The following is a 25,427-nucleotide window of genomic DNA, read 5'->3' as shown; positions in this document are numbered from 1 at the left end:
CAAGGAGGAACTGATTTTAAAGCCTGAGAAAGAATAAACACTTTTAAATTTTTTTATTAATTTTTTTAGTTTTAGATTCTTTTCTAAAACTATTTATTTTTGTTTGATTTCCTGAAAATAAGATATCAGGAACTTTATAGCCCATAAAATCTTTTGGAGGGGCATAAACGGGGAAATCTAGATCTTCTTCTGATTCGCTATTATTAAAGCTTTCAGAAAGAAGGCTTTCCTTAGAAATGACAGAAGGAATAATTCTTACTACACTTTCTAAAATGATAGAAGCTGCTAAAGTTCCTGATGAAATTATGTAATCTCCAATAGAAAGAACTTCGGAAACGAAATATCTTATTCTTTCATCAATCCCCTCATAATGCCCACAAATAAAGACAATCGCTTTAGAAGAAGAAATTTGTTCTAATTCTCTAGCTTTAGTTTGAGTTAATTTTTCTCCTCTAGGGCAAAGAAGAATGATGTGAGAATTATTCAATAAATTATGCTTTTCCAAAATATCATAAATTGGAGCTACAGAAATTACCATTCCACTACTCCCTCCATAGGGAGTGAAATCTACTTGTTGATTTCAATCTTGTCTTAAATTAATTATTTTAAATAAAATATTGGACCTATAGATAGCTTTTAAAGTAATTGAATGTATTAATCAATTAGTAATATCTACAGGAAATAAAGTTATAAAATAGAATTCTCTTCTTTTAGTTTTCGTTTTTGGACCTCTATTTATTTTCTTGCAATAACTTTTACCCGCCACTAACTTAAAATTTAATATTGGTTAAGAATATTTTTATTAAATAATAAATGGAAACTTAAAAAATGTCAAAACATTATTTAACGGAAGCTAAATTAAAGGAGCTGCAAGAACAACTTTCCCATTTAGTTAATGTTGAAAGACCTGCAGTACTAGAAGAATTAAAACAAGCGAGAAGTTTAGGGGACTTATCTGAAAATGCCGACTATGATTTTGCAAAACAAAGACAACATGAATTGGAAAAGAAAATACAAGAAATTGAATTAATTCTAAAAAACTATTCCTTAATTGATAAAGATAAAGGGGATACTAAGAAAAGAGTTACTGGTGGAGAAAAAGTAGTAGAAATCGGCTCTAAAGTTAGAGTTTTTCACTCTCTAACTAATCAAGAATACGTTTATGAAATTTTAGGAAGTCTTGATGCAGATCCTGAGAAAATGAAAATTTCTAATGAATCTCCTATAGCTAAAACTATTCTAGGAAAGCCTGTAGGCGGAACTTACCAAGTTGAAGGTTTGAAAAAAAGTTATTACATCAAAATCTTAGAAATACTTTAATTTTTTATAGTTTCTTTTTTCAGAAATTTAAATTTTGAGCTTTTAGTTGCAGGCTCAATAGAAGAAATAACTTCTAATGGGGTTTTAGTTTCTCTTAGGCTGTATTCTATTTTTTATAAAAGTAGAATATTTTATTTTCAAGAAATTCCCAATAAACCTTGTGTTTTGCCATGTAATTTTTTATCTTTAAGTGAGTTTTATGAAAATTGAGAAAAACTCTCACAATTAAAAGAAGAAACTAAATTTCTTCTTCCTACAAATTGAGAGTTAATTTATTCTTTATTGCTTGAGCTTCAAAAAGGCGGAAAATTAGATAAAAAATTACCAGATAAAGAAAAAATTTCTAAAGATTCTCTTTCTTTTAAAGAATGAAAGTTTCAAATAAGACAAATTTTGCTCTCTTTAATAGAGTATGATTACAGAAGACTTTTAGAAAAATACAATAAATTAGTTTTTACTCATCCTGCTTCTAAATTAAGTTACAAAGCGGCTCACCCAGAAGAAATTAAAAATAAAACTAGACCAATAGCTACACTTGCTGATATGAAAAATTTAAATTCTTTTTTAAATAGAAAGTTAGATATTCTACCCCTATTTTTTAACTCTAAAGATACTAATTTAGAAATATTTAATTCCTGAAAAATTGATTCTTTAGGCAAGGAAACATCTTTTAAATATAATGAAAACTTAATTAAAGAATGGGAAGAAAAAGATCCAAATTTATTTGATTTAAGTTCTTTTAAAGAACCTATTCTACCAACTTTATAATGGTTCGAATTAGATTAAAAAAAATGGGCAAAAAACATTATCCTATATATAGAATTGTTGCGATGGATGCAAGAAGAAGTAGAGATTCGGCTGAGTTAGGTAATTTAGGTTTTTATATTCCAAGAAGAGATCATTTTCAATTAAATGTGGAGATGTACCAAGAATTTATTTCTAAAGGAGCTCAACCTACTAAAAATCTTCTTTCATTGATAAAAGCTCAAGTTAAGTTATCACATAAATAACTTGAAAATATCTATTTCAGCAACACCTTCTTTTAAAAATGAGGATGGTTCAGATTGTTTTTCTATTTTTATTACTGAAAAAGAAGCTAAAAGAGATAATATCTCTAATTTAAAAAAGAATTGGTCTCTTTATACCTTTCCGTTGAAAGATGAATTAAATTCAAGCTTATTTTCTCATAGAAAATATATGGATAATATTCTTTCTTATAAAAAAGAAATAGGATATTATTGCGCTTCTAGAGATTTTTTATCAATTGATAGAGATTTACTTTATCATTACATTTTTTTAGGTTCTGAAATTCACAGAGCATTAAAAAGAATATTGTTGCGACTTCTCCCTGAAATGGCAGACTTTAAAAAAATTACTTTTAGATCTTTATGTTCTACCAATTTAGAGTTAATAAATAATTCTCCACTTATAGAAAGAACAGAAAAATTACTTAATAAATCAAAATCTAAATAGAATGAATCTATTGGAGTTAAAAAAATATTTTTATGAATTTCAAGGGGATCCTGTTAAATCAGAGGTGTTTAAAAATATTAAATCTGGAGATATAGTTTTAGTTTATGAGAGAATTCTAGATGACAAGAAAAAAGAAAGAATTCAAAAATTTAGTGGAATTTTAATTAGAAAAAGAGGAAGTTATTTAGGAGAAAATATTTTATTGAGGGAAAAATTAAAAAATCATTGAGTTGAAAAATCCTATTTTATTCACTCTCCTTTAGTGCAAAAAATAGAAAAAGTAAAAACAGGTAGATCTAGAAGAGCTTATCTTTCTTATTTGAGAGATTATGAAGAATTGCCGATAAAATTAAAAAGGTTAAAAGCTAAAGAAATTAAAAATAAATAATATGCCTGTTATTAAAGTGAAAGAACAGGGGATTGAACAGGCTTTGGTGGAATTTAAAAAGTTATCTCTTGATATTAAGCGAACTGCAATGAAATATGCTTATCATTTAAGACCAGCATTAAAAAGAAAAGAAAAGAAAAAGAGAGCTGATATGAAGCGAAAATTTTATTAAAATTCTTGGAGTTTAGTATTATTCTTTAAACTATGAAAATTGTTGAATATGTAATACAAGATCCAGTAGGTCTTCATGCGAGGCCAGCCTCTAAATTAGTTCAATCTCTTTCTAAATACAAATCCAGAATTTTTTTAATATTTAATGCTAAATCAGCTAATGCTAAATCAATTATTAATTTAATGTCTTTGGGAGTTACTGGAGGTTCTCGGGTTACTTTTGAAATTGAAGGGGAAGATGAAGAGGAACTTGCGACCTCAATAGTTAAAATACTTTCTGAATTTGGAATTTAATTAAAAGTTTTTTAGGGGGGGGCCTTTACCCCTCCTAACCTAAAAAACTACTTTTTAAACTAGTTGAATTAAAAAACCTTTAGAAGTTTTTAATAATCTGGTATACCCTCCTTTTCTGTTTTGATATTTTTTACCAATTTCTTCAAATAATTTTTGAACTAATTGTTGTCTTGTATGTTTTGGAGTTCTTAAAACTATTGAATAAGCCTTTCTTTTAGCTACAATATTACTATCCTTAGAAAGAGTGATTAATTTTTCAAAATATCTTTGAGTTGTTCTAGCAAAACTTAATTTAGTAATTATTTTTCCATAAGAGATTAAATCAGAACATTGCTGTCTAGTTATCATTTTTCTTCTAGCAGAATCTAAAGGCCTTCTAGGTTGATAAGACATTAAAGACTATATATTAATTATTCTCTATAAAACAATTTTATTGTGAAAAAGTATTATTAAGTAATTGATTTTCTCTTTTAAATCTAATAATTCTTCCTTCACTTCTATTTCTAAATAAAATAGTTTTTAAATATGGAATAGCTGGAATAATTATCATTACAAGAAATAAAACAATTTTCATGAAAGATGAAAATGTTGTATTTCATGCAAATTCTATTAAAGTGTTAAGAAAATAGTAAAGAATAGCGCCAAAAATACTGAAAGAAACTAAATAATGTAATAACTTATAAAATCGGAAATTATTCTGATTTCTACTTTTTCAAATAACTGCCCCAAGAATAACAAATATAAATAAAGATATTTGTTCAGCTAACATATCATTTAAATCTCAAAATATGCTTCCTGCACTACTAGGAGAAATTCAATAATTTAATTGAGTAATTAAAGACATTAAAAAAACACAAATAAACATATTTTTAATTAAATGGAATAATCCACTTAATTTACATTCAAAGTGGAAATTCATTAGATTTTTTCCCCTATTTAACAATCTTTTTCTAATTCAATGTAAATCAGAAAAATCATATTTGTAATGTAATTGAAGTAATTGTTGTTGACTACACATACATGCAATATTTAAACTAGAAGCGAAAGTTAAAAAAATCAGAATTGTTAAAACATCTTTTCAATTCTTATCTTTAAATATTTGAAAATTTAAGAAATAACCTTTTTCTTTATCGCCCAAAAGGGTGATAGAAATAATTAATAAATAAATAGCTGTAATGGTGTAAAGAGAATAAAGAATAATTTTTGTAAATGATGTTTTTAATTTTGCTTGTTCTTTTAAGGAAAGAACAGAATAAAAACCATCATACATAAAAAATATAGCTGGTAAACCCGATAATAGAATTGTTCAACTACTTAAACTATTTAAACCTTCTAGCTTATTTTCATTATTCCTTGATATTTTGGGGTTTGAATTTGTTTCCTGAAAGATTGAAATAAGTCCCATAATTGCAACAAATAACAGAGAGAAAATAATAAAAATAAATAAAGTTCTTTGAAATTTTTCGGATATTTTGAATGAAAAGACATTCAAACTCATAATTAATGCAGCTATTACTAAAGATAGGGCAGATATCTCTCAAACTCATAAAAAATTCGTACCAGCAATTCATTTGAGTAAATAAATAGAAGTAGTAATAATTCCTATTGGAAGAGCAAAATCTTTTGTAAATCTTACTGATCATGCTACGAAATCTTTTCCGCAATATTTTTCTACTCATTCAATAAAACTTCTACCAGTTGTGGAAGAATTTTGAATTAATTTAATGAATAAAAAAATCATAGCAGAGATAATTATTGCTGCAAATAAAAAAAGAAAAATAATGGGCAAAAATTCAAAATTTGCTAATTCATTTAAATTTCTCGATTTAATAAACACTCCAATGCCAATCATTGAAGAAAGAGAGAGAATAAATAATTGTTTTTTTCCGAGAAGATTTTTTTCTTCTTTAAAAAAATAAGCTTGACTCATCTAAATTGAGATTTTTAGGTAAAACCTAAAAATTTTTTTTAGTACTTACCTAATATAAAGTTTTGTAATTCTTGAGTTTTTGGAGATATAAATAAGGAAGGAGTTTCTCCTGATTCTAGAATTTTTCCATCTTTTAAGAAAATTGTATAATCCGCGATATGTTTCACTTGAGAAAGTGAATGGGAAACTAGAATAATTGTCATTTTTTTAGATAACTTTAAAATCAATTGCTCTATTTTAGCTGTAGAAGCTGGATCTAATGAACTAGTAGGTTCATCTAATAGGAGCAATTCAGGTTCAAGCACTAAAGCTCTCGCAATGCATAATCTTTGTGATTGTCCAATTGAAAGAGTATTTATGGGTAAAGTATCCAATCTATCTTTTAATTCTTCTCATAAAGCGCATTCTTTTAATATTTCTTCTATTTTTTTATTTAATAGAGCTTGATTATTTAATCCTCTAGCTCTTAAAGCAAATAAAATGTTTTCTTTAATGGTTAAAGGCAATAGAGTTGGGCTCTGCCTAATTCAACCAATTTTTTTTCTCAATAATTCAATTGGAAAGGAAGAGCGCAAAATTTCAGTCCCTCTATAAAAAATTTTTCCCCTTCAAACATATTTTTTAATAGCTTCTACTCCAAAAATACCTTTTGTCATGGAAGATAAAAGTAGAGATTTCCCAGCCCCTGAAGGCCCTATAATTCCATAAATTTTGTTTTTTTCAAAAACTAAATTTATCTCCCGAAGAAGTAATTTTCTCTTTTTCTTTCTTCATCCTTCTTCAGCTCAAAGAGAAAAATCTTGAAACACTAAATAATCTTCTGCTGAAGTAGAAGAAAATAAAAGTTTTCTTTTTTTATCTTTTCTTTCTTTTATTTTTTTAACAAAAAGAATAATTTTCGCTTTTAAAAAAGATTTTTTCTTTTTTAATTTCATTTATTTAAAGAGACTTATATTGAAAATTTAGTTAAAAGTTGAGAAAGAGAGAAAAATCCCTCATTACAACATTTCCAATACAATTTGTAGTATGTTTTTTTGAAGTATTTTTTAAGAAAGTGAATAAAACCTTTTCACATTCCTGTGAAAATGGATAATAAAAAGACAGATAATAAAACTAGCAAAACGAGAGTCTCATACATAACTGATTTAGCTTCCATTATATCGTATTTAAGCATAGAAGCAAAAATTTTAGTAGTTAAAGTTTGTCCATGACCCCATAAAGTTAATCTTTTATTTTTTGAAGCCCCAGCAGTCAAAAATAAAAGACCACTTTCACCATTTAATCTAGTAATAGAATCATTTACATTTAACTTCAACTTTCCAAATGCATCTTTTATTATCAAAAAAAGTAAATTATATGGATGCAGCCCTAAAGACAAAAAAGTTGAAGAATATTTTTTCAAATAATTTTCAAATAAATTAAAAAATCTAGTAAATAAGAAAGGTAAATTAAGAATAAATAAGGAGAGAATTCCATTAAAAATAGAAACTCCGCCCCCCAAACTTAAATTCATATTTCTAGCAAATAAAAATATTGAAAACATAGCTCAAAGCATTGGCGGAACAGTTCCGCAACCAGAAATAAAACTAGAAAGAATATACTTTAATCTTTTTCATTTATGCAAATAAGCACTTACAAATAAAGCTGAAAAAAAACATACTGGTAAAGACCAACTAATAGAGAAAAATAATAGAATTAAAGTATTTCACAGAGGGACTCCTAGTCCCTCCGCGCTATAACTTTTGAAATAACTTCGATGAATATTTCAAAAAATAAAAAATTTACCTCGAATCAAAATAACCAATAGAATCGAGAAAAAAATAGAAATTAAGATAAATGAAATAAAATTTTCCTTTAATTTCCTATATTTTTCTCTATTGAAATCCTTTTTGATTAAATTCTCGCTATGAAATCAAAAAGCTATATATCTGCAGTGATAAAGCAGAGGTTTACTAAAGTAACTTTTTTCTATTTGAGAATTTCATTTATTTTTAAGTTTTGAATATTGTTTATCTACTCATCTTCTTTTATATTTGGTTGAAATACTTTTTCTAATTAAAAAGAAATTCAATAAAAAAGCAACTATTACTAAGGGAGCTCCATACACAAACATTGCTTGTCTATTAGCCTCCCCTCCCGATTCAGCAAAATAAAAAGAAGAGATCAAATTAGAAACTGTACGAGAATTAGAGCTAAAAAAAGTTTTAAGATTGGTGAAAGGTCTAGTGAAATTACTTGAACCGCAGAAGAAATTTAAGGCAACACTTTCCCCAAGAGCTTTAATAATAGTTACAGCTCAACTAACAAAAATAACTCTTCGAGATACTTTAGAAAATAATTTTTCTCTTCATTTGGAATTTATAGCTAATGACACTAAATTTGAATTCAATTCTTTCATTTCGCTTGATTCAAATCAATTAAGATAGTTCAAAAAGAAAATAGGTAAAGAAATGCAAAAAAACATCAAAATAATAGAAAGAACTGAAATATAACCCCCGATAAGACCAAAAATTCCTTGAACCCCCACAAAGAAAGGAACAATCGCTTCAGATAGTATAAAAGAAATTACAAAAGAAGGCAGAACAGAAAGAATTTTGAAAGCAATTAATATTGTTCGTTTAAATCATGATCTCATTTTTATTGCATGTTTTGCCAGTTTTAATGCTGAATAATGAGTCAAAATTAAAGAAATAATTACAACAATTAGGGTATAAATTAAAGGCGGTCAAATTGATGAATCTGGCGCTTCTTTTTGTAATTCAAAATTAAGAAAATAATTAGAAAAACCTCTTTTATAAGTTTCTACTCCAGCTTTATAGAAAATATAAGAAAAAAAGAAAGCTAAAAATGAAAAAATGAATAAAAAGTTTAGACTACTAAATATTCTTAAAAAATATCTTCTCCCTAATGAAGGGAGAGAAAAATTAATTCTTATGTTAATTAATTAATCAATTTTTTAAATAAAAACTAACTAAATTACTAGTGCTACATGATATCCTAGTAGAATTACAAAAGCAACTGCGCACAAAACAAATGGAATAAAAGCTCAATAACTCACTACAAATCCACCACTAAAACTTCAAACCAATAGAAATGTATAAGTCATTAATAACAGAATTAAATTAATCACTCATTTAGTTAAAGGAGAAGTAAACATTCACATTAAAGATCAATTAAGATTTTTTACTTTTGCTCTAGGCTTAAAAAAATTAGAAGTAATAGCCATATTATTAATTTGAGAAATAAAAGTAGAAAAATATCAATCAATTCATACTTTTTTGAAATAAAGACAAGTTTTCCCTAACAATTTCTTTCTAAATAGTTTTAAAGGAGTTACAATTTCTTTTTCCTTCTTTTTCTTTAATAATCAATTTTTATAGAAATTTTTCTTAGTTTTAAAACTCTTCTTAGTTAAAAGTCAAGAAGTTCAAAGTTGAAATAGACCTAATGTTATCAAATTTAAAAAGAAAAAGAAGAAAGCTCTTCAAAAAGGAATTAAATAAAACTTTGTTCTTAAATAAGATTCTGTAGAAATATCCCCTAATGTTTTAGAAAAACAAAAAGACAAATTATCCAAAATATCAAAACCATGTTTTTTATGAATTAGATCTTGAAGTAAATATTCAAATTTAGTTTGCTCTATCACATGTTTTGTAACGGCACTTTCTAAAAACCTATATCTAGGATCTTTTCATTTTCTATATAGGATATAGAAAATAATTAAACCTCCAGTCAAAAAGAGAGCGATACAAAAAGCATAAATGTGCAAAAATTTCATATACGGATCTTGTTTCTTTGTTCTTTGTTCTTCATATTGACTATATGGAAGAGTGGCTAAAGAATAAGAAATAATTTTTTCTGATCAATTTTCTAATTCTTTTTCCTTACTTTCTTTAAAAGATTTTTCATTATCTTCAATATTTTCGAAATATTTTTTAGCCTCTAACATTTCTCTCTTTCTTTTATCGATAGAACTTAATTCCTTTAAAGTACTTAAATAATTTATTCCCTTTATTTTTTTGTAAATATAGATAAAAATTGGAACTCCTGCAAAAAAAATACACAGTGTTAAATTTTTTAATATTTTTTTAGCTCATGAAGAGCTAAAATTTTCAGGACTTAATTTGTAATCTTGATTACAAACTAATTGATAGCCACAAGATTTAGTTAATCATTCTTCTTTTAATTCTCTTTCTCTTTTTTCTACATCTTTAAGTATGTTTTCCTTTCTTTCTTTAAAGTGAAAATGCGGATAGTTGAAAGAAAATCCCATTAAACTAAGAGATTAATTAAGAAAAAATGGACAAATTAGAAAGAGAAGCCTTATTTGCAAGTACTGGAGAACTATTCATTAACAAATTAGTACTGGAATAAATCACCAATATACCTATGGCAAAAAATATTAAGGCTCCTATTGCATCTAGAATTGTAGTTAAAACTGGAGTAGTTAAGGCTGCAGGATCTTTTTTAAATTTATGTGCAATATAAGGAATTACAACACCTAGAAGTTTAGAAAGAATAATTACAAAAAACAAAGATAAAGAAGAAACGAAAGAGCCTACAACTCCCAGTCACTTGGGATTATAACTCTTATCATTAACACTAGAAGATGAGGAGGCGGCAGTTAATATTGAAGCTGAGGTTAATGCCTCTTGATTTTTTCCAATTCTTGAGGTATCAATTGGAAAAATACTATAGTATACTAATAATCTAGCAAAATTCATTAATGAAACAATTCCTCCGACAGCAATGGCAATTTTTAATTCTTTTTTAAATACCTGCCAAAAATCACTACCTTTTAGTTCATTACTTGCAAAAGATTGAATTATCGAGGCGACTGTTTGGCTACCTGAATTACCACACATGTCAGTTATTAAAGGAATTAAAGGGACCAAAATCGCTGAAGATAATCCAAAAGTTCAACTCATTCCCATTTTTTCAAACTTTTCAATTATGAAAGTTGTAAGAGTGGTAGCAAAAAGCAAAATAATTAATCAAAATAGTCTAGATCTTACAACTTCTCAAGTTGTAGATTTCATATAAGAATGTGTAAGATTGACAATTCCATAAAACTTATAAACATCTTCCATACTTTCTTCAACAATTTCTGGAAGTATATCCTTATTATTTACTACTCCTAATATTTGATTTCTTTCATTTAATACAGCTATAGATGAAACTGGATATTTTTGGAAAGCATCAATAATTTCACCAATTTGATTTGTAGCTGGAAAGGTTATGTAGTCTTTTTCCATAATTTCCTGAATAGTTAAAGAATTATTGGGACTAAAGAATAAATCTTGCAAAGTAATAAGTCCTACTACTTCTCTAGATAAATTAACTACAAATAATTCATTATGAAGCTCCAATCTATGTCTCCTTTTTCTTATATAAGTTAAAGCTTGAGATATTTTTAAATTTTCTGGAATAGTCAAAACGCTAGTATTCATAATACTCCCTATTTGGGAATGAGAGAAATTACTAATTATGCTTACATTTTTTCTTAATTCTGGAGAAGCTAGATAAATAATTTTCTTCGAAAGATTACTATCTACCATAGAAAGTAACTCTACTACTTGGTCTGCTTGCATTTGCGCAAGCAATTTAGAAAGCATTATAGGTCTCATGGTATTCAAAATTCCCAATTTATAAGCATCAGAAAAAGAGAGAAAAAAATCTCTCATTCTATCTTGCTCTAAAGCAAGTATTGCAATATTAATTAATTCGTAGTTAGAGAGCTTTTCTAAAGCTCTAACTAAAACAGATATTGAGTTATGATTAATGAGACTTTTAATAGCAGCATAATTTCTAAATTCATAAGCTCTAGAAAGCTTTACAAATAATTTATTACATAAACGATCATGTTTAGAGGAGAGAAAGATTTCTTTTCTTGTCATGTACGCCTATCTTCCTCCATCAACACTAACTATCCCCTCTATTTAAAAGATTTTAAAGAGAAAAAATAACCCTATCTATTCTATATAAAAAGAAAGTAATTCTTTTAATTTTTTAATCAAAAGATTTATATTGCTATTATCCAAACTATTAATTTTTCCATCCTGAGAAATCATTATTTTTCCACTACTTTCTGAAACTAAAAAAGCTAATGCATCAGTTCTTCCAGAAATTCCCATAGCTGCTCTATGTCTAGAGCCATATTCATTAGGAATATTTTTATCTGAAGTAATAGGAAAATAAGAAGAAATAGACATAATTTCCATCCCTCTAATTATTACCCCTCCATCATGCATTGATGAAGCTTTATTAAAAAAAATATTGTATAAAAAATCGGGAAAAAATTTTGATTTAACCTCATAACCTAAACTAATATATTTTTGTAGATTTTGAAATTTTTCAATAACTATAAGAGCGCCTATTTTCCTTTTGGAGAATTTAAATAATACTTCTCCGAAGTGATAAACAAAATTTTCAAATTCTGAATCAGAAATATTTTTTCTTCTGAAAAGCTTTCAAACATATTTTTTAAATCAAACTCTTTCAATTGAAACATAATAAAAAAGTAAAAGAAATGTAGATAAAGAAATAACAACAACTCATATATCTTTAGTATTTCAACTCATTAACTTATAAAACTAATAATATTTTCAATAAATTTGTAAATATTTAGATAAAGAGTGAAAGCTAAATAATAAGGAAGGGATAAATAAAATATCTCCCCAGACATTATTGCTATAGGAGAAAAAAAGATAAATAATGAATATTACTACAAATTGAATAGCAGTTTTATATTTAGCTGTATTACTCGCTTGTAATATAACATAAACTTTTTTTAGTTTATATCTAACTATTTCTACAATAATTTCTCTAGTAATAGAGAGAAAGGGAATTAATCAATGAACAATATTTCTAGTTGAAAAAAGTATTAAAAAACTAGAAACAATAAGCTTGTCAGCTAAAGGATCATATAACTTTCCAAAATTGGATTCACAATGTCATTTTCTTGCTAAAATACCATCAAAACAATCAGTTATAAGAGAAAAAAATAGAGTTAAAAATCCTAAAGTGAAGAAAGGGTTATAAAAATTTGTAATTCCTTTTGACTCTTGATTTTTTCATCCTTTCAATAAAAAAACCATATAAAAAACAATTGACAAAAACCCGAAAACAAATCTCGAAACTGTAAGTAAATTCGGAATTAAATTCCGATTTACTCTTAAAACTATTTAGATATTTAGTTAATAATTAACTCTTCTTTACCTTGTCTGGAAAACTTTTCTTCTGAACTTTTTCTTCTTTCTTTTTTTCCCCCTCATCTTCCTCCTTCTTTGGTTTATTAATTTTTTTAAAAATTTTTGAACCCATATTTAACTCATCTAATAAATCAATTCCTCTATCTTTAAGCACATTTAAAATGTCTTGCATTTTGCTCTCTAATTCTTTGAAATGATCTCCTTCATTGGATAATCATTTCAAATAAAACACAATGAATTCTTCAATATTTTTGACACTTGAAAAGCCCTCTATATCTTTTTCTTTAAGAGTTTCAAATTGTTTAACTATGCTGTCATACAAACTCTTCTTAATAGTTAAGGTAATAGTTACTTCTTTTTCCTTTTTCTTGGAATCCTCTGACATTACTTCTTAATTTTTAACTTCTTTTTTTTAAAAATTTTTAAAAAATTATTAGTCTCTGAAACTTTTAAATTCTCAAAGAACTAAAAAATACTATTAAATCTTATTAAATTTTAAATTTCTTAGGATTTACCATCTAGGAATTACATGTAAATGAAAATGAAAAACAACTTGTTTGGCCTCAACCCCTTGATTAGAAATATAGTTAAATCCCTTAATTTCTGGATGTTTTTTTAATAAAGAATTAGCATATTCTTTAGCTAAGATAATAGCTTCTTCTAATGCTTCATCGGAAGAAGCAGATAAATCTGAAAAATGCTCTTTAGTGATTATTAAAGCATGTCCCTGACTTATAGGTTTAATATCGGGAAGAAGGAAAACTTTTTTTCCATTTTTTAATACTTTATCGTTATTTTCCAAATCCGAAGAGATTTGGCAAAAAACACAATCTTTTTTAAACATTTATATCTATTACCTAACTAATTTACTATTAGTTATTTAATGATATAGTCATTTCTAATTTTTAAGGATATTTTAAATTCAATTTAAATTCAAAAATCAATATGATAAATGTTCATTCATTTAATTTATTTTTATTTAACCAGATACAGAAATTTGATTTGATTGAGTTATGGCAGTTTGTTTTTCTTTTGCCTCTTTTTCTGTAGCTTCTTTTATTCCTTTAAAAGCTTTAACAACAACAAATGCAATTAAACCGCCAGAACAAACGGCACTTAATAAAAACATCTTTCAAAAAAGATTAATTTTTTAAGAAATTAAAAATTTCTAATAAATTTTTAACTTATTCTATTTACTGAGAGCTGCTTACGTCATTTCGGGAAACAACCTTAGACTGCTCATTTTCACTGTTTTGTTCTTTATCTTTTTTAAGTTTTTCAATCTCTTCTTTAGCTTTTCCATCTATAACTGGAAATCAAACTTTAGCTGCAAAAATAGCTAGAGCTCCAGAAAAAAATACACTAGGGAGAAAAGTTTTTCAAAAAAAATTAATACTTAGAGAGTATTAATTAAGTAATAAAAGTAAAAGCATAAAAAATAAAGAAATTTTTATTAAATATTTAATGAAAAATATAAAAAAATTAACAAAATAAAATAAAAATCTAAAATTGTCTTTAGTGAGCTATCTATTTTAATTAAAATTAAAAAATTTTAAATTCATCGTATTTTTTATTAAATATTTAATAACGGGCATTAATAGATAGAAAAAGAGATTTAATTAGGTAATTCCAACTCTAACACAGTTAGCTAAATACGGAAGACAGAGAAAGAAGAAGAAATCTAAGTCTCAAGCTCTTCAAGAGAGCTGAAACTCTCTCAAGAAAAAACCAATCAAACGACCAAATCCTTTCAAGAGAGCTGTTTGTTTAAAAGTTTCTACCATGACTCCAAAAAAACCTAATTCAGCTCTTAGAAAATTCGCTAAAGTTAGAGTTTCTAATAATCATGAAGTGTTAGCTTATATTCCTGGAGAAGGACATAATCTTCAAGAACACCATGTTGTCATGATTAGAGGAGGCAGAGTTAAAGATTTGCCGGGAGTTAAGTATCACATTGTAAGAGGTAAATTAGATACAGCTCCTGTAGAAAAAAGAAAAAAAGAAAGATCAAAATATGGTGTTAAAAGAGAAAAGAAAGCTTAATTAATTAAAAGAAAATAAGAAAAAAAAGAAAATTAAAAAAACACAAAATTCTTCCAGATACGAAATATAATTCCACACTAGTTTCTAAAGCTATTAATGTTGTTATGTGAGATGGAAAAAAACAACTGGCTAGAAGAATAATTTATGGGGCTTTTGAAAAAATAGAGCAAAGAACGGGAAAACCTGCTTTAGAAGTTTTTCAATTAGCCCTAAAAAATGTTGCTCCAAGTATTGAATTAAAAACTAGAAAAGTTAGAGGCTCTAACTACCAAGTTCCTGTAGAATCAACTCCTGAAAGAAGAGAAACACTAGCTTTACGATGAATAATTAGATTTAGTAGAAAAAGAGATGAACGAACTATTATTGATGCTCTTTGCGCGGAAATAATAGATGCCTCAAATAATACGGGCCTTTCTATAAAGAAAAAAATAGAAGTTATTAAGACAGCGGAAAGTAATAAAGCTTTCGCTTATTACAGGGCTTAAAGTTTAGTAATGAGTAAAGAGCTTAATAAAGATGAGTTAAGACTTTTTAAACTAAGAAATTTTGGAATTATGGCACATATTGATGCTGGAAAAACTACAACTAGCGAAAGAATTCTTTATTACACAGGAAAAATACATAAAATGGGGGAAGTTCATGAAGGGAGTGCCACAATGGACTGGATGGAACAAGAAAGAGAAAAAGGAATTACTATTACTTCCGCCGCAACCACTACTGAATGGAAAGGATATACCTTAAATCTAATTGATACCCCTGGGCACGTTGATTTTACTGTAGAAGTTGAAAGATCTTTAAGAGTATTAGATGGTGCTGTAGTAGTGCTTGATGGCGCCATGGGTGTTGAACCCCAAACTGAAACAGTTTGGAGACAAGCAAATAAATACAATGTTCCAAGAATTATTTTTTGCAACAAAATGGATAAGATTGGAGCAAGTTTCAATTCTTCTATGAAATCTTTAAAAGAGAGGTTGAATATTAATTTTTCTCCAATACAGTGAAATATTGGAAATGAATCTGAATTTAGGGGAATTATTGATTTAATTGAGGAAAAAGCTTATAAATTTGAAGAAGGGGAGGAAGACAATTTCGAAGAAATAGAAATCCCCGCAGATTTACTTAATGAAGTAAAACTTCAAAGAGAAACTCTTTTAAATGAAGTTTTAATGTATGACGATAATGTTCTTCAACGTTATTTAGCTGGCGAAGAAGTAAGTGTTGAAGAGGTAAAAAGTTGCATTAGAAAAGCAACTTTAACAGGAACATTCTTTCCAGTACTTTGCGGCTCTTCTTTTAAACACAAAGGAGTTAAATTTCTTCTTGATGCTATAGTAGATTATTTACCTTGTCCTCTTGACATTCCTACAACTACTGCCTATACTAGAGGAGGAGAAAAATTACAAATAGAAAATAAAACTTCCTCTTCTTTAGTGGCAGTAGCCTTCAAAATAGCTACTGATCCTTTTGTAGGTAGATTAACCTTCGCGAGAATTTATTCAGGTAAATTAGAAAAAGGTTCTATGATTTACAACTCCACCAGAGAAATAAAAGAGAGAGTTGGAAAATTGGTGAAAATGCATTCAAACCATAAAACCGAAATAGAATATGCTGGAGCTGGTGAAATTTGTGCATTAGTAGGTCCTAAGTCTACAAAGACAGGAGATACTTTAACAAGTTGTCCCGACGACAACTTTTTGCTTGAAGAAATGGTTTTCACAGATCCAGTTATTTCACTGGCTATAGAGCCTAAAACTAAATCAGACCAAGAAAAATTATCTATTGTTCTAAAAAAATTAGCAGATGAAGACCCAACATTTAGAATTTCTGCAAATCATGAAACTGGTCAAACTCTTATTTCAGGAATGGGAGAATTACATCTAGAAATTCTTATAGACAGAATGAAGAGAGAGTTTGGACTTCAAGTTAATGTAGGTGCCCCTCAAGTTGCTTATAGAGAGACCTTCACTTCTACTGCAGAGATTGAAGGTCAATATATTAAACAAACTGGGGGTAGGGGTAATTATGGACATGTATGAATTAAATATGAACCTAATGAGGAAAAAGGGTTTGAATTTGTAGACAAAATTGTTGGAGGAAAAATCCCTAAAGAATACATTAAGTCTATTAGGGAAGGTTTAATAGAGTCTATGAAGGCTGGACAGTTGGCGGGTTATCCAATTATTGATATAAAAGCTACTCTTTATGACGGATCTTTCCATGAAGTTGACTCCAATGAAATGGCCTTCAAAATAGCTGCTTCATTATCTTTAAAAGAAGCAAGTAGAAAATGTAATTCAATTTTACTTGAGCCTATTATGGAAGTAGAAGTAAATTCTCCACCTCAATATTTTGGGACTGTAATGGGAGATATAACTTCTAAAAGAGGATTAATCACTTCAACTGAATTATCCTCCTCTTCCAGTTCCATTAAATGTAAAATACCTCTAAAAGAAATGTTTGGATATGCAACCACTCTGAGATCCTTAACTCAGGGTAGAGGTATTTATTCAATGAGCTTTTCTCATTATCAACCATTACCTAAACATTTATTGAAAGAAATTCCTGGATTTTTGGGAGATCGTAAATAAGTCTTTTTAGACTTATTCTCTTTAAATAGAGGATGAGCTCAGATTATTATAGTGTTCTAGGAGTAGATAGAAATGCTAGTATTGATGAAATTAAAAAAGCTTATAGAAAGTTAGCAAAAGAATATCATCCGGACATAAATAAATCAGCTGGAGCTGAGCAAAAATTCAAAGAAATTAATGAAGCTTATGAAGTTTTAGGAGATCCGCAAAAAAAATCAAATTATGATAGATTCGGCGCCTCTTCATTTGATGGAACAGGAGGCTTTGAGAATGGTTCCAATCCATTTGATATTTTCAATAGCTTTTTCTCAAGACAAGGGGATGAAGAAGATTTTTTCACAACTTTTAGAAGCGCCACTGAAACTAATAAAAAAAGTAAAGAATCAAGAACTACAGAAAAATACATTACCATTTCATTCTTACAATCCATTGTTGGTTGCGAGTATGACATAAATTTCAAATCTAATCAAGTATGTAAAGAATGTAAAGGAAATAAAGCTTTTAAGGGGGATAAAAGCTTTATTAGTAATTGTACAGCTTGTAAAGGGCATGGATTTGAAGTTTTAAGAGCTAAAGGATTATTTGGATTAATAGAACAAAGAGTCACTTGTAGATATTGTGGAGGTACAGGAGAAAAAATTACTAAAAGTTGTGCAACTTGTAAAAAACAAGGATATATTTCAGAAATGAAAAAAATAACCATCTCTATAGGAAGTGGAATTAAAGATGGAGATGTTTTAGTATATGAAGATAAAGATTCTTATGATAATCAAAAAATTTATATTAATGTGCGAGTAGGTCCTTCTAAAATATTCACTAGAGAAGGAAATAATTTATATACCAAAGTATTTATAAATCCTTTGCTTTTCATTACTGGGGGATATATAAATGTTCCTACTCCTTTCGGCTTGAAATCTATTAAATTGCCCGCAAACTCTAAAAGTAGTGAATTATTAAAAATTAAAGGAATGGGAATTCCTTTAAATAAAAAAATATCAGGCAATTTATATGTGAAAATAGAAGTCTCTCCAACTAAATTAGGTCATATTGATTTAGAAAAAATAAAATCAATAGAGTTGACGGAACCTAAAGAAAGTGAGGAATGAAATAAAAATTTCAAGAAAGAATATGGCGAACTTACACCTTCCTCTTCTTAATTAGTTTTTTTAGATGTCAAAAATGGTAGAAGAAGCTAAATATTCTAATGCTGAATCAAATGAAGAAATAATTTCAAATGAAGAGGAAGTTGAACCTCAAGAAGAAATAACTTCTTCTAAAAAAAATAAAAAAAGAAAACAGGAAACAGTTCAAGATTTTTACATTAAAAAAATTAATTCACTAGAAAGTGAACTTAATAAATATAAAGAAAGAGAACAAACTTTTAAAGACGAATTAAATAAAAAATATTTAGAAGCTATTCAAAAGAAAAGTGAGGAGGCAAGTCTTTTAATTAAAGAAAGAGAAAAGCAGGTAGAAGAAAAATACAGTCTAAAATTTGAAGAAAATAAAAAGTTTATTTATGAAAATCAATTTGCTGAATTAGTGAATATTATTTCTGGATTAGAAAAAGTAATTTATGCTGAGGCTAAAAGTGAAGAAGTAAAGAATTATTTATTAGGTTTTAAGATGTTCTTAACTCAATTTGAAGCTTTATTAGATAGTCTAAATATAAAAAGTATTTCTCCAAAAATAAATGAAGAATTTGATTCTGAAAAAATGGAAAGTTTAGAGACTGTGGAAGTCGAGCAGAACAAAAAAAATAAGATTATTGAGGTTTTTAGTAAAGGTTATACCTTAAATGAAAGAGTAATTAAATTAGCGCAAGTAAAAGTGGGAATTTAATAAAGATGCCGGTAGTAAGTGGATTTGAAGTTATGGAAAAAGCTTTTAAGGGGAAATATGCTGTAGCTCAAATTAACACTAATAATTTAGAATGAACTAAAGCTATTTTAATGACAGCTCAGAAACTTTCTTCTCCTGTAATTATTGGAGCTTCAGAAGGTGCAGTTAAATATATGGGTGGTTATAACACTGTCTCTTCTTTAGTACATGGAATGGTTAAAGACTTAAATATTACTGTCCCTATAATCCTGCATTTAGATCATGGAACTTACGAGGGCTGCAAAAAAGCTTTAGAAGCTGGCTTTTCTTCAATTATGTTTGATGGCTCACATCTTGAATTCAAAGAAAATTATGAAAAATCTGCTGAAATAATTTCTTTAGCTAATAAAAAAGGTGTTTCAGTTGAATTGGAAGTTGGAACTCTTGCGGGAGAAGAAGATGGAGTTTTAGGGATGGGTGAACAAGCAAAAGTGGAAGAATGTGAAGAGATTTCAAAATTAAATCCTACAATGTTAGCTGCGGGAATTGGAAATATGCACGGACCTTATCCTCCGAATTGAAAAGGTTTAAATCTTCAATTATTAGAGGAAATTTCTAAAGCAATTAATAGACCTTTGGTCTTGCATGGAGGGACTGGAATTGATGATGAAAGCATTAAAAAAGCTATCTCATTGGGAGTTACAAAAATAAATGTAAATACGGAATTGCAAATGAGATTCGCAAAAGAAACTAGAAGATATATTGAAGAACAAAAAGATTTAGATATGAAAGCTAAAGGTTTTGATCCTAGAAAGTTATTAGCTTATGGTTATCAAGGCATTCTACAAGTTATTGAAGAAAAATTTAAGTTATTTGGTTCTGCAGGCAAAGCCTAAAAAAATTCTATCCCCCTTTTAGGGGGAGAGTTTTAGTTTCTTTTAGCTTGCTTCTTTTTTGGTTTCTGTAACAAATAAATTCACTGGAATATTTTTTACAAAAGCTTCTTTAAGTTTAGCGATGGATTCTTTTTTGGTAACTAATATAACTGTATCAGATCTTTCTAATTTATCTTCATCTTTTACAGGTATTATAATACTTCCCCCTTTCATTCTCTTAATGCTCACTATAGAAGCGTTATATTCCTTTAAAAATAATAAAGAGCCAACTTTTTTATCTCATAAATTGGAGTTATAAACAGTTAGTCTAGTGCTAAAAATATCACTTTCAGTATCTTCCTTATCAAATGGAAGCCTTTCAATTTCTAGATCAAACATAGTCTGATAAGCTAAATTTTCTGCAATGCACAATTCAGGAATAACACTATGTACTATTCCCATTAATTTGAGAATTCGTTTATGTATTTCATCTTGCGCTTTAGCTAATATTCTTACTACTCCTAACTCTCTTAAGTTAGAACAAATAGAAATAGATTTCTCTACATTATCTATTCCTACTATTACATAATCAAAGTTTTTAATATCAGCATCTTCTAATTCTTTTATGTTCATGGCATCACAATTTTTTGATTCTGTAAATTCTTCCCCTAAACTATTAATTATTTCATTGTTTTTATCTAAAATGGTAACTCCCTGTTCCTCTTTCATTAAAATCTTTGCTATTTCATAATTGAATTTGCTTAATCCAATTAAACAATAATCTCTCCTTAAATTGTTCTTTTTTTTGACTAAACCTATCAAATTTACTTAAATAATTTTTACAAATTCACCAATAATTCTATTATTTAAAAAATTATTAAGAAGCTAACCTATGAAAAAATTTAAAGTTTTTTTAATGCAAATCTCATTTTTAACCTTAAATTTTTGTCTTACTATTCACTAGTTAATGATAAAAGCGCAGGCCAAAAACAAACCAAATAAATTAACTATTTTCTGAAGATGTTGTGTAGGAAAAAATATTTATCAAAGAATCTCAAGAATTTATTTTATTGTAGTGCTAATTGGTTTTGGATTATTGAATATACCTGGAATCTCATTAAACGGCAGTTGTAAAGTTTGCTCTTCAAACGGCTCAACAAATGAAAATGATATATTTTCAAAATTGTTCATTTCAGTCAGCGCTTTCACTACAACAGGTCTAACAATGAACCCTCTGCATTGTTCCTTTAATACATGAGGAAAAATAATAATTCTTGTATTAATTCAAGTGGGAGGTTTAGGGCTAGTTACTAGTTGAATGTTTATTAAACACTTTTTCCTTAAAGCTAAAAAACATACTATTGAGGAAAGATTAAATCTTTACTCCGAAAGAGGAGGTATGAGCAGAGGAAACTCTTTTGAAATAGTTATGTCTGCTCTAAAAATTCTATTATCTTGTGAAGTAATAATAGCTATATTACTTACTTTCTTTTTTTATTTTGTAACACCAGATTTAAGTTGTAATAATGGATCTCAAAAAGATTTTTGAAATTCTTTATGAAATGGAATTTTTCATTCTGTTTCTTCTATTAATAATGCTGGATTGGACATTCTATCTAGTAAATCCATTATGCCTTATTCCAAAAATTGAGGAGTGATATTATCGATAATATTTTCTATTTCCTCCATTATTGGAGGAATTGGATATCCAGTTCTTTATGAATTTAAAGAATGATGTAAGAAAAAAAGAAAACATAAATCTTCTAAAAATATTTTTTCTTTGTTCACCAAAATTTCTATTTTGATGCACTTTTTAATTACTGTAATTGCAGCTGGGGCAGTTTTAGGATCTGAATTTAGTGAAAACGGAAGAACTTTAGACAAAATTAAACATTGTTGCTTAAGTACTGGAGAAAAAGTTTGACAACTTCTTTATTTAATAATTTCAGCTAGATCTTCAGGATTTTCCGGCCTTGATTTAACAAGTTTAACTGAGAGAACTCAATGAATTCTATTAATACTAATGTTCATAGGAGCTTCTCCTTCTTCAACCGCTGGAGGAATTAGAAGTATTACTCTTTTCTTAATAATGGGTAAAGTTTGATCAACAATGAGAGGGAGAAAATCTTTATCAGTATTTAGTAAAACTGTTTCCAGCCAAACAATTGAAAATTCTTTCTTGGTATTCTTCTTATCATCCGCGCTAGTACTTATTGCATCTTTGATTATTCCAAATAGTAGCAATGGAGGAAATAATCTATTAAGACATGAAAAACTCTTTGAAGCTTCTTCGGCATTTGGAACTTCTGGTCTTTCCTTGGGAACTACTACTAAAACTAATTGAGTGGGGCAAGTAGTTTTAATGGTATTAATGTACATAGGTCAAATGGGAGTTCCAAATGTTCTTCTTTACTACTCCAAATCAAGACCTTCAAAACAAAAAATAATTTATCCTGAAGAAAAATTAAGAATTGCCTAATAAATTACTTAACATTTAATCTAAATGAAATAAGAATAATGTTCAGATTGACTTGAAAGAACAAAAAAGTACAAAAATAATGGAAGATAATAGATTGAATCCTAAATTATCTTTAGGTTTTGAAGATATATTGATAGTTCCTGGTTATTCTGATTTCTTACCTTATGAAGTTTCTCTAGAAGTTTCATTAAATGAAAAATTTAAACTTTCTTTACCTTTTTTATCTGCAGCTATGGATACCGTTACAGAATACGAAATGTCTAGAGCTTTAATTTCTTCAGGGGGAATGGGAGTTTTACATAGAAATTTAAAAATATCTACAGCTAAAGAATGAATAAATAAATTAAGAGAAGAATTCGGCGAAAATAAACCTTATGCTGTAGCTATAGGCGCTTCTACTACAAAAGAAGATATAAAAGAATTAATTAATAGTGGAGCAAATATTATTCTTATTGATTCCGCACATGGACATTCAAAAAATATAGGTGAAAAAATTAAAGAAGTTAAAGAAATTTCTTCTGATATTTTCATAATAGCTGGAAATGTAGTAAGTTCGGAAGGGGCGGAATATTTAATCTCTTGCGGAGCGCATGCTGTTAAAGTTGGAATAGGCTCAGGTTCAATTTGTACTACTAGATTAATTACTGGGGTTGGTTCGGGAGAATTCAGTTCTTTAGTAGAAGTTTCTAGAATATGTAAAGCTAAAAATGTTTTAACAATTGCAGATGGAGGTTTAACCTCCACTGACGAAATTGTTAAAGCTTTGGCAGCCGGAGCAGATTTAGTAATGTTAGGTTATCTTTTCGCTGGAACAGATGAAGCTCCCGGAGAAATAAAAAAGATTGAAGGAAAAGAGTTAAAACTCTATAGAGGAATGGGTTCTTTGGGTGCTATGAAAGCTGGATCAGCAGATAGATATTTCAAACATTCTACAGACCCAAAAAATTGGGTCTCTGAAGGTGTTGAAAGTTATGTACTATACAAGGGAAGTGTTAAAAATGTATTATTACATTTAACAGCTTCACTACAAACAGCTTTTGGATATATTGGAGCTAAAAATATTTTAGAACTTCATAAAAAAGCTAGATTTGTTAGAGTTACTAAATCAGTTTCTAAAAAATCTAAAGTTCATGCAGTAGAAACTATTCTAAATTATTAATTTGTAGTTTTACTTAAAAAACTTAAAAGAGTGAGAGTTTTTACTCTCACTCTATAGTTCCTCCGGGTTTAGTAGTTAAATCAAATAACACTCTGGTTACTTCAGAAAATTTTGAGACAATTTTATTTGCTATCGCAACTAAAGCATTTAAAGGAATTTCACTTACATTAGCACTCATAAAATCTATTGTTTTTATTGCTCTTAAAACTATTGCATATCCATAAACTCGTTGATCTCCTTTTACTCCTACGGCTTCCTCGGAAAGAAGTATAGGGAAATATTGATCACTATATTTTCCTAATTTTCTCTCAATAAATTCTTGTTCTATAAAGTCATGTATTGAAGAAAGTAAATTTACTTTCTCTTCAGTAACTTCTCCAATAACTCTAATAGCTAATCCTGGACCTGGAAAAGGTTGTTGAGAAAGTAAAAAAGCAGGCAAATCACATGCATTTCCTAATTCTCGCACTTGATCTTTAAATAATGTTGATAAAGGCTCTATAACCTTATAAGGTAAATTTTTTGTATTAATCATTTCAACATTATGATGTGTTTTAATTTTGGAATATTTTGAGGATAATTTTCCTGATTCTATTACATCGGAATAAATTGTTCCTTGCGCTAAATGAGTAATTCCTTTTGATTTTTCTTCTTTAAAAATTTCATCAAAAGTAGTTTTAAATTTTTGAGCTATTAATTTTCTTTTTTCTTCTGGATTAGTAATTCCTTTTAACTCCTTAAAAATACTTTCTTTTCAAGAAATTACTTTAAAATTGGAGAATTTTAAACTAAAATAGTTCACTGTTCTTTCTTCCATTTTTTTAGGTATTAATCCAGTAGAAAGATATACTGGATAAATGTTTTTTTCCAAAACCATTTCTCCAATTAAATGTATTAATACACTAGAATCAAGACCTCCCGATAAAGCCACTAAAACTTTAGCATCTTCTAATTCTTCTTTATACTTTTCTATTAACTCATCAACTTGAATAGAATTTTTTTTCAATCTATAATCAGTTTCTTGTTTAGCTTGAAAATTTATTTTTGCAACTTTAGTTAAAAAATTCATAAATAATTGAGTGCCAAATTCAGTTTCATTCAATTCGGGATGAAATTGAATAGTATAAATAGGCCTACTTACATGAGCGGAAATTAAACAAACTTTTTCTTTAGAAGACGCTAAAGAATAAAAACCATTACCTAATTTAGTAACACTTTCAAAAAAAGATCCCCAAATTTTAAATTTTTTTGGAATTTCTGAAAATAAAAGATGTTCTCTCTCTCTTATTACTTCTCCTTCTCCAAATAAAGAAATAGTTTTTTCTATTTTTCCGCCAAAAAAATAGTGAATCAGTTGCATTCCAAAACAAATTCCCATAATGGGAATTTCTTTATTATTCAATATCTCATTTTTTAATCAAGAATAACCTTTTTTATCTTGAATTTCATTAACAGAAGAAGGACTTCCAGATAAAAAAACTGCTTTAAAATGAGAAAAATTAAATTTTTCGGGAGGGATTTCTTCCTCCTTGAAAAGATATTTAAATACTGAACAATCTAAATTTTTTAATTTTCTCTCTAAAACACAACTATACTGAGAGCCTAAATCAATAAAAAGTAAATCATTATTATCTATATTAATTGAACTTTCTATAGTTTCTTACTTTTAGATTAG

Annotated in this window: 30 protein-coding genes; 16 read left to right on the top strand and 14 right to left on the bottom strand. The window is 27.8% G+C overall.

The annotated features are described in order from the left end of the window. Positions 1 to 43: 43 nt before the first annotated feature. A complete protein-coding gene (locus PRV_RS01435) occupies positions 44 to 766 on the bottom strand; it encodes an RNA methyltransferase (RefSeq protein WP_022769669.1) in 723 nt (240 codons plus the stop codon). Positions 767 to 828: 62 nt separating this feature from the next. Between PRV_RS01435 and greA the strand changes: the two genes are divergently transcribed. The 7 genes from greA to PRV_RS01400 all read left to right on the top strand — a co-directional run bounded on the left by greA (position 829) and on the right by PRV_RS01400 (position 3,646). Then, a complete protein-coding gene (gene greA, locus PRV_RS01430; RefSeq protein ID WP_022769668.1) occupies positions 829 to 1,320 on the top strand; it encodes a transcription elongation factor GreA in 492 nt (163 codons plus the stop codon). Between the two features lie 165 nt (positions 1,321 to 1,485). Next, a complete protein-coding gene (locus tag PRV_RS01425) occupies positions 1,486 to 2,088 on the top strand; it encodes a hypothetical protein (RefSeq protein WP_022769667.1) in 603 nt (200 codons plus the stop codon). Beyond that, positions 2,088 to 2,330 (top strand): 30S ribosomal protein S16, encoded by a 243-nt coding sequence (gene rpsP / locus PRV_RS01420; protein ID WP_022769666.1) that lies wholly within the window; start codon positions 2,088 to 2,090, stop codon positions 2,328 to 2,330. Before PRV_RS01425 ends, rpsP begins: the two co-directional genes overlap by 1 nt. Position 2,331: 1 nt before the next feature. After that, on the top strand, positions 2,332 to 2,793 hold the full coding sequence (locus PRV_RS01415) for a hypothetical protein (RefSeq protein WP_022769665.1): 462 nt from the start codon (positions 2,332 to 2,334) through the stop codon (positions 2,791 to 2,793). Between the two features lies 1 nt (position 2,794). Next, the gene (locus PRV_RS01410; protein WP_043896052.1) at positions 2,795 to 3,181 is read left to right on the top strand and encodes a 50S ribosomal protein L19; all 387 of its coding nucleotides are present in this window, start codon (positions 2,795 to 2,797) and stop codon (positions 3,179 to 3,181) included. A 1-nt stretch (position 3,182) separates the two neighbouring features. Beyond that, a complete protein-coding gene (locus PRV_RS01405; protein ID WP_043896051.1) occupies positions 3,183 to 3,353 on the top strand; it encodes a hypothetical protein in 171 nt (56 codons plus the stop codon). A 32-nt stretch (positions 3,354 to 3,385) separates the two neighbouring features. Continuing rightward, the gene (locus PRV_RS01400; RefSeq protein ID WP_022769659.1) at positions 3,386 to 3,646 is read left to right on the top strand and encodes an HPr family phosphocarrier protein; all 261 of its coding nucleotides are present in this window, start codon (positions 3,386 to 3,388) and stop codon (positions 3,644 to 3,646) included. Positions 3,647 to 3,700: 54 nt separating this feature from the next. On the opposite strand, the gene rplQ is transcribed toward PRV_RS01400, so the two are convergent. The 11 genes from rplQ to PRV_RS03045 all read right to left on the bottom strand — a co-directional run bounded on the left by rplQ (position 3,701) and on the right by PRV_RS03045 (position 13,916). Next, complete coding sequence (gene rplQ / locus PRV_RS01395) at positions 3,701 to 4,039, bottom strand: 50S ribosomal protein L17 (protein ID WP_022769655.1); 339 nt, start codon at positions 4,037 to 4,039, stop codon at positions 3,701 to 3,703. Between the two features lie 37 nt (positions 4,040 to 4,076). Beyond that, positions 4,077 to 5,576, bottom strand: coding sequence for an amino acid permease (locus PRV_RS01390; RefSeq protein ID WP_022769651.1), 1,500 nt, complete (start codon positions 5,574 to 5,576; stop codon positions 4,077 to 4,079). 38 nt (positions 5,577 to 5,614) lie between these two features. Continuing rightward, complete coding sequence (locus PRV_RS01385) at positions 5,615 to 6,511, bottom strand: phosphate ABC transporter ATP-binding protein (protein WP_022769647.1); 897 nt, start codon at positions 6,509 to 6,511, stop codon at positions 5,615 to 5,617. 14 nt (positions 6,512 to 6,525) lie between these two features. Then, positions 6,526 to 8,256 carry a hypothetical protein gene (locus tag PRV_RS01380; protein WP_022769643.1) on the bottom strand — a complete coding sequence of 577 codons (1,731 nt, stop codon included), beginning with the start codon at positions 8,254 to 8,256 and terminating at the stop codon, positions 6,526 to 6,528. A 291-nt stretch (positions 8,257 to 8,547) separates the two neighbouring features. Continuing rightward, on the bottom strand, positions 8,548 to 9,849 hold the full coding sequence (locus PRV_RS01375) for a hypothetical protein (protein ID WP_022769640.1): 1,302 nt from the start codon (positions 9,847 to 9,849) through the stop codon (positions 8,548 to 8,550). A 16-nt stretch (positions 9,850 to 9,865) separates the two neighbouring features. Continuing rightward, positions 9,866 to 11,473: a magnesium transporter gene (locus tag PRV_RS01370; RefSeq protein WP_022769636.1), complete on the bottom strand. Its 1,608-nt coding sequence runs from the start codon at positions 11,471 to 11,473 to the stop codon at positions 9,866 to 9,868. Positions 11,474 to 11,548: 75 nt separating this feature from the next. Then, complete coding sequence (cdaM, locus tag PRV_RS01365) at positions 11,549 to 12,157, bottom strand: diadenylate cyclase CdaM (protein ID WP_022769633.1); 609 nt, start codon at positions 12,155 to 12,157, stop codon at positions 11,549 to 11,551. A gap of 12 nt (positions 12,158 to 12,169) precedes the next feature. Beyond that, the gene (locus PRV_RS03075; RefSeq protein WP_269077123.1) at positions 12,170 to 12,724 is read right to left on the bottom strand and encodes a CDP-alcohol phosphatidyltransferase family protein; all 555 of its coding nucleotides are present in this window, start codon (positions 12,722 to 12,724) and stop codon (positions 12,170 to 12,172) included. A gap of 55 nt (positions 12,725 to 12,779) precedes the next feature. Continuing rightward, positions 12,780 to 13,172: a hypothetical protein gene (locus PRV_RS01355; protein WP_022769626.1), complete on the bottom strand. Its 393-nt coding sequence runs from the start codon at positions 13,170 to 13,172 to the stop codon at positions 12,780 to 12,782. 126 nt (positions 13,173 to 13,298) lie between these two features. Next, entirely contained in the window at positions 13,299 to 13,631 is a 333-nt protein-coding gene (locus tag PRV_RS01350; protein ID WP_022769622.1) for an HIT family protein, read from the bottom strand. Between the two features lie 135 nt (positions 13,632 to 13,766). Beyond that, on the bottom strand, positions 13,767 to 13,916 hold the full coding sequence (locus tag PRV_RS03045) for a hypothetical protein (RefSeq protein ID WP_022769618.1): 150 nt from the start codon (positions 13,914 to 13,916) through the stop codon (positions 13,767 to 13,769). 497 nt (positions 13,917 to 14,413) lie between these two features. Between PRV_RS03045 and rpsL the strand changes: the two genes are divergently transcribed. Genes rpsL through fba form a run of 6 tightly spaced genes read left to right on the top strand, consistent with a single transcriptional unit; the run spans position 14,414 to position 20,135 of the window. Further along, on the top strand, positions 14,414 to 14,830 hold the full coding sequence (rpsL, locus tag PRV_RS01345; RefSeq protein WP_043896046.1) for a 30S ribosomal protein S12: 417 nt from the start codon (positions 14,414 to 14,416) through the stop codon (positions 14,828 to 14,830). A 14-nt stretch (positions 14,831 to 14,844) separates the two neighbouring features. Further along, positions 14,845 to 15,315 carry a 30S ribosomal protein S7 gene (gene rpsG, locus PRV_RS01340; protein WP_043896045.1) on the top strand — a complete coding sequence of 157 codons (471 nt, stop codon included), beginning with the start codon at positions 14,845 to 14,847 and terminating at the stop codon, positions 15,313 to 15,315. A 9-nt stretch (positions 15,316 to 15,324) separates the two neighbouring features. Beyond that, positions 15,325 to 17,418, top strand: coding sequence for an elongation factor G (fusA, locus tag PRV_RS01335; RefSeq protein WP_022769603.1), 2,094 nt, complete (start codon positions 15,325 to 15,327; stop codon positions 17,416 to 17,418). A gap of 32 nt (positions 17,419 to 17,450) precedes the next feature. After that, positions 17,451 to 18,575: a DnaJ domain-containing protein gene (locus PRV_RS01330; RefSeq protein WP_022769599.1), complete on the top strand. Its 1,125-nt coding sequence runs from the start codon at positions 17,451 to 17,453 to the stop codon at positions 18,573 to 18,575. 13 nt (positions 18,576 to 18,588) lie between these two features. After that, positions 18,589 to 19,260, top strand: a complete 672-nt coding sequence (gene grpE, locus PRV_RS01325; protein ID WP_022769596.1) for a nucleotide exchange factor GrpE — start codon at positions 18,589 to 18,591, stop codon at positions 19,258 to 19,260. 5 nt (positions 19,261 to 19,265) lie between these two features. Continuing rightward, complete coding sequence (gene fba, locus PRV_RS01320) at positions 19,266 to 20,135, top strand: class II fructose-1,6-bisphosphate aldolase (RefSeq protein ID WP_022769595.1); 870 nt, start codon at positions 19,266 to 19,268, stop codon at positions 20,133 to 20,135. A gap of 42 nt (positions 20,136 to 20,177) precedes the next feature. On the opposite strand, the gene PRV_RS01315 is transcribed toward fba, so the two are convergent. Next, positions 20,178 to 20,936 (bottom strand): potassium channel family protein, encoded by a 759-nt coding sequence (locus PRV_RS01315; RefSeq protein WP_022769592.1) that lies wholly within the window; start codon positions 20,934 to 20,936, stop codon positions 20,178 to 20,180. A gap of 145 nt (positions 20,937 to 21,081) precedes the next feature. Between PRV_RS01315 and PRV_RS01310 the strand changes: the two genes are divergently transcribed. Beyond that, entirely contained in the window at positions 21,082 to 22,593 is a 1,512-nt protein-coding gene (locus PRV_RS01310; protein ID WP_022769589.1) for a potassium transporter TrkG, read from the top strand. Between the two features lie 52 nt (positions 22,594 to 22,645). Continuing rightward, positions 22,646 to 23,752 carry a guanosine monophosphate reductase gene (locus PRV_RS01305; RefSeq protein WP_022769588.1) on the top strand — a complete coding sequence of 369 codons (1,107 nt, stop codon included), beginning with the start codon at positions 22,646 to 22,648 and terminating at the stop codon, positions 23,750 to 23,752. A gap of 40 nt (positions 23,753 to 23,792) precedes the next feature. On the opposite strand, the gene guaA is transcribed toward PRV_RS01305, so the two are convergent. After that, positions 23,793 to 25,334, bottom strand: a complete 1,542-nt coding sequence (guaA, locus tag PRV_RS01300) for a glutamine-hydrolyzing GMP synthase (protein WP_236608077.1) — start codon at positions 25,332 to 25,334, stop codon at positions 23,793 to 23,795. Between guaA and PRV_RS03115 the strand changes: the two genes are divergently transcribed. Then, a complete protein-coding gene (locus PRV_RS03115; protein WP_022769586.1) occupies positions 25,282 to 25,422 on the top strand; it encodes a hypothetical protein in 141 nt (46 codons plus the stop codon). The two genes, guaA and PRV_RS03115, sit on opposite strands and share 53 nt — an antisense overlap. The last annotated feature ends 5 nt before the right edge of the window (positions 25,423 to 25,427 follow it).

Source organism: Mycoplasma parvum str. Indiana, assembly GCF_000477415.1.
Taxonomy (GTDB): Bacteria; Bacillota_I; Bacilli_A; order Mycoplasmatales; family Mycoplasmoidaceae; genus Eperythrozoon_A; species Eperythrozoon_A parvum.
The sequence above is the reverse complement of the archived record's forward strand: the minus strand, read 5'-3'. Positions and strand labels throughout refer to the sequence as shown.